We start from the raw sequence: 4,405 nt of genomic DNA, 5'->3' as shown, positions 1-4,405 counted from the left end.
CAATCTGAGCCAGGATCAAACTCTTCAGTTTAATCTCTGTTACTTTGCCGTTTTACCGGCACCGTCATTGCTGACGGGTCGCTCACTCAAAAAACTGACAGGCCACTACTTTCGTAGCGCCTATTTCATTATTTCTTGTGAACATTTGATATTTTAAGTTAGACGCCAATCCGAAGATTGACGCTGCACTTACATCAAATGCCCACACTTATCGACTGTTAATTGTTAAAGAACTGTATTCGGCACTGCTTATTTACTACTCTCGCGCTATCGACAAAGCGTTGTGTTTGTCAGCTGCGAAGAAGGAAGAGTATGAAGCATTTCGCTAAATCCGTCAACTCCTTCTTTTACGACTCATCGCCGTTTCCGGTGATCCTCAAGTGCCGCATTGACTGCGTCTCATTGGGGAGGCGAACTATAGCAAAGCCCCGCCAGTCTTGGCAAGGGCTTTCATTCGCCATCCATGTTTTTGTTCAGGCAGCCAGCAGGGCTTTGACCAGGTCTTTCTTGTCGACGTACTCCGTGGCATCGACATGCAGCGCTTTGAGCACATGGTCGAGATGATGCAACATGATGTCGACTGCAGCGTCGGCATTGCCAGCCTTGGCCGCCTCGATGAACAGCGCATGCTCATCCGATGAGCAACTGGCGTCTTCGCTGGACTGCTGGTGCATGGCGATCAGCGAGGTCCGCGCCGTCAGTTTGCGCAAGATTTCCTTCAACACCAGATTACCAACGATATCGGCCAGCAAGGTGTGAAAGTCGCCTAGCAACCTGGCGCGCAACGGCAGATCGTTTTGTGCCAGGGCCTGGCGTTCCAGCGCAAGGTGGGCATCGATGCGACGATAATCATCGGCCTTGGCGATGGTTACGAAATCACGCGCCAGGCCGGCCTCGAGCGTGCGGCGCACGGCAAAGATTTCGCGCGCCTCGCGTTCACTGAGCTTGCACACGCAAGCGCCCTTTTCCGGAACGATCTCGATGAGCTCATCCTTCGACAGCATCAGCAAGGCCGCACGGATCTTGGTACGACTGACCGAATACACGCGGGCCAGGGCCTCTTCCTTGAGCTTGGTGCCAGAGGGCAAGCGGCGTTCGATAATCGCCGCCGCAATATCCGCGGCGATCTCCTCGGACGAGTTGGTAACAGCTGCTGTGGTGGGGTCAAGCATGCGGGATCTGGCTTTGGCAAAGACGATCAGGAAACCGAACTGATGAAACTGGCCAGTTCAGGCGTCGACGGTGCGGCAAACAGCGTCTTCGGATCACCTTGCTCATGGATTTTCCCCTGGTGCATGAACACCAGCTGGTCCCCCACCTCGCGTGCGAAGCGCATTTCATGCGTGACCATGATCAAGGTCATGCCATCGTCGGCCAGCTTGCGCACCACGGCCAGCACTTCGTTTACCAGTTCCGGATCGAGCGCCGAGGTAATTTCATCGCACAACAGTATTTTCGGCTGCATCGCCAGCGCCCGGGCAATTGCCACGCGCTGCTGCTGGCCGCCCGACAGCTGGTCTGGAAACGCGTCAAAGCGATCGGCAAGGCCGACTTTTGCCAGCGCATCGCGCGCCAGCGCCTCTGCTTGCTGCTTGCCGATTTTTTTGACCACGGTCGGCGCCAGCATCACATTCTGTCCGGCCGTCAGATGCGGATACAGATTGAACTGCTGGAACACCATGCCGACTTTCAGGCGCAACTGGCGCAAATCGGTCTGGCCGACGGTGACCCTCACGCCATCGACGTCGAGCGAGCCTTCATCGAAACTTTCCAGTCCATTGATCGAGCGCAGCAAAGTACTCTTGCCCGAACCGCTGCGTCCGATCACTGCCGTCACTTGCCCTTCCTTGACGCGCAAGTCAATGCCCTTGAGGACGTGATGCGCACCAAAGCGCTTGTGCAATCCATTGATGCTAACGAGAGACATTGATTTTCCTTTCCAGGCGGCGGGCATACAGCGAAAGCGGGAAACACAGGCAAAAATACATCAGGGCGATCAGGCCATACACGGTGAAGGGCGCAAACGTGGCGTTGCTGATCATCGAGCCGGCCTTGGTCAGCTCGACAAAACCGATAATGGACGTGACCGCCGTCGCTTTCACGACCTGCACGGAAAATCCGACCGTCGGTGCAACGGCAATGCGCAGCGCCTGCGGCAAGATCACATGGCGCATCTGCTCCATATACGTCATTGCCGTGCTGGCAGACGCTTCCCACTGGCCACGGGGAATCGCCTCGACGCAACCGCGCCAGATTTCCGCCAGGTAGGCGCTGGTAAACAAGGTCAGGGCCACGCTGGCGGCAATCCAGGGCGACACTTGCATGCCGCTCAGTGACAGGCCAAAGAACAGCAGGAACAATTGCATCAGCAGCGGCGTGCCTTGGAACAGCTCGATGTACATGACTGCAAACCGGCGCAGCAACCGCGCGCTCGAGGTGCGCATCATCAGGATCGCGATGCCAACCAGGCCACCGCAAACAAAGGCGATCAAGGACAGCAATACCGTCCAGCGCCCCGCCAGCAGCAAGTTGCGAATGATGTCCCACAGGGAAAAATCGCTCATGTCGCTCTCCTCGCCAGTACGTAGCGGCCAAACAGGTCCAACGCGCGGCGCACGCCGGCCGCCAGCAAAAAGTACATGATGGTGACGACGAAATACACTTCGAAGGAGCGGAAGTTACGCGAGGTAATGAAGCCGGCGCCAAAAGTCAGCTCTTCGGCCGAAATTTGCGAACATACGGACGATCCCAGCATCACGATCACGATCTGGCTCGACAAGGCTGGCCACATCTTGAGCAAGGCCTGGCGCAGAATCACGCAGCGAAAAATCTGGAAGCGCGACATCGCCAGCGCCGACGCGGCCTCGATATGGCCTTTCGGCACAGACTCCACGCCAGCGCGGATGATCTCGGTGCTATAGGCGCCCAGGTTGAGCACCATCGCAATCGTTGCCGCCTGCCACTCGCTCAAATGAATGCCGAGGCTGGGCAAGCCGAAGAAGACAAAGAACAGCTGCACGATGAACGGCGTGTTGCGGATCAGCTCCACATACACGGTGTAGACCGGGAACAGCACGGGCAGTTTCCAGGCGCGCGAAATGGCGCCAAGAATACCGATGGCAACCCCGAGCACGGTGCCAACGAGTGTCAGGCGCAAGGTACCGATTACGCCGTTGTACAGATACTCGCGGTATTCCCAAATACTGCTGAAATCAAAAGTGTATGCCATCGCGCGCTTGACCGCTTACAGCAGGGCTGTGACAGGGCGCGTTGTTTTCAGCCATTTCTGGGCGATGGTATTGAGGCTGCCGTCTTCTTTCGACTTGGCCAGGATGGCATTGATTTGCGCCAGCAACTTCGGTTCGCTTTTATTGATGCCGACATAGCAGGGAGAATTCTTGATAAAGAATTTGAATTCGAGTTTTTTGGCAGGCTGTTTTTCGACAATGGCGCCAGCCACCACGTTGCCAGTGGCAATCAAGGGCACCTGGCCTGACAGGAAAGCGGAAATGGTCGCATTATTATCTTCAAAACGCTTGATGGTGGTATTGGCCGGCGCAATCTTGCTCAGCTCAAGATCTTCCACGGCGCCGCGGGTGACGCCCACGGTTTTCCCTGCCAGTTGCTCGGCCTTGCCAATCGCCTGATCTGCGGTCCCGAACACGCCGCTGAAGAATGGCGCATACGCTGCGCTGAAATCGATGACTTTTTCACGCTCCGGGTTTTTACCGAGACTGGAAATGACCAGGTCGACTTTTTTGGTATTGAGGTAAGGAATGCGATTGGCGCTGGTCACAGGTACCAGTTCCAGTTTGACGCCCAGCCCCTTGGCCAGCATTGCGGCCACGTCAATGTCGTAGCCAACGGGTTTCATGTCAGGGCCGACCGATCCGAAAGGCGGGAAATCCTGGGGCACGGCCACGCGCAAGACCTTGGCTTTGAGAATATCGTAGAGCGCCTCGGCATGGGTCAGCGGCGCGGCAAGGGCGGTGGCGGACAAGATCAGCGACAACAGGATCGAGCGACGGTTCATGGACAACTCCTCAAGGTGGGATGGAGCGTGCTATCCCGTGATGAACAGCGCGCCATAATCCTTGAGCAGTTTCCGTGCCTGCATACAAAGCCTGCATACGATCTGCAAAGCTCCCATTTCTGCATAGTTTTTGAGCAGTGCCTGACTTTCTGCACCATACCATGCACGAATCGGGTGCGCCGCGACAAACCGCCAGACGTAAAAAAACCCCAACCGGATCACCGGAAGGGGTTTTTTCGCATAACAAGCCTGACGATAACCTACTTTCACACTGGTTGCAGCACTATCATCGGCGCAAAGTTGTTTCACGGTCCTGTTCGGGATGGGAAGGGGTGGGACCAACTTGCTATGGTCATCAGGCATAACTTGTAC

The 4,405-nt window shown here is 56.2% G+C and carries 5 protein-coding genes and 1 rRNA gene; all 6 read right to left on the bottom strand.

Annotated elements, in window-relative coordinates:
- Nucleotides 1-473 precede the first annotated feature (473 nt).
- On the bottom strand, nucleotides 474-1,172 hold the full coding sequence (locus BLU39_RS28005; RefSeq protein ID WP_092719749.1) for a GntR family transcriptional regulator: 699 nt from the start codon (nucleotides 1,170-1,172) through the stop codon (nucleotides 474-476).
- A gap of 26 nt (nucleotides 1,173-1,198) precedes the next feature.
- Complete coding sequence (locus BLU39_RS28000; RefSeq protein WP_092719747.1) at nucleotides 1,199-1,927, bottom strand: amino acid ABC transporter ATP-binding protein; 729 nt, start codon at nucleotides 1,925-1,927, stop codon at nucleotides 1,199-1,201.
- Nucleotides 1,914-2,564, bottom strand: coding sequence for an amino acid ABC transporter permease (locus BLU39_RS27995; protein WP_092719744.1), 651 nt, complete (start codon nucleotides 2,562-2,564; stop codon nucleotides 1,914-1,916). Before BLU39_RS27995 ends, BLU39_RS28000 begins: the two co-directional genes overlap by 14 nt.
- Nucleotides 2,561-3,229 (bottom strand): amino acid ABC transporter permease, encoded by a 669-nt coding sequence (locus BLU39_RS27990; protein WP_092719741.1) that lies wholly within the window; start codon nucleotides 3,227-3,229, stop codon nucleotides 2,561-2,563. The genes BLU39_RS27995 and BLU39_RS27990 overlap by 4 nt, the downstream gene beginning before the upstream one ends.
- A 15-nt stretch (nucleotides 3,230-3,244) precedes the next feature.
- Nucleotides 3,245-4,033 (bottom strand): transporter substrate-binding domain-containing protein, encoded by a 789-nt coding sequence (locus tag BLU39_RS27985; protein ID WP_092719738.1) that lies wholly within the window; start codon nucleotides 4,031-4,033, stop codon nucleotides 3,245-3,247.
- Between the two features lie 247 nt (nucleotides 4,034-4,280).
- A 5S ribosomal RNA gene (gene rrf / locus BLU39_RS27980) occupies nucleotides 4,281-4,393 on the bottom strand.
- Between the last annotated feature and the right edge of the window lie 12 nt (nucleotides 4,394-4,405).

The sequence above is a fragment of the Janthinobacterium sp. OK676 genome, assembly GCF_900103595.1.
Classification (GTDB): domain Bacteria; phylum Pseudomonadota; class Gammaproteobacteria; order Burkholderiales; family Burkholderiaceae_D; genus Janthinobacterium.
Note: the sequence above shows the minus strand (reverse complement) of the source record. Positions and strands in the feature narration are given on the sequence as shown.

Bases quoted from the DNA above. Each gene is read 5' to 3' on its own strand.
- BLU39_RS28005 (WP_092719749.1), bottom strand. From the start codon at position 1,172: ATGCTTGACCCCACCACAGCAGCTGTTACCAACTCGTCCGAGGAGATC.
- BLU39_RS27995 (WP_092719744.1), bottom strand. From the start codon at position 2,564: ATGAGCGATTTTTCCCTGTGGGACATCATTCGCAACTTGCTGCTGGCG.
- BLU39_RS27990 (WP_092719741.1), bottom strand. From the start codon at position 3,229: ATGGCATACACTTTTGATTTCAGCAGTATTTGGGAATACCGCGAGTAT.
- BLU39_RS27985 (WP_092719738.1), bottom strand. From the start codon at position 4,033: ATGAACCGTCGCTCGATCCTGTTGTCGCTGATCTTGTCCGCCACCGCC.
- BLU39_RS28000 (WP_092719747.1), bottom strand. From the start codon at position 1,927: ATGTCTCTCGTTAGCATCAATGGATTGCACAAGCGCTTTGGTGCGCAT.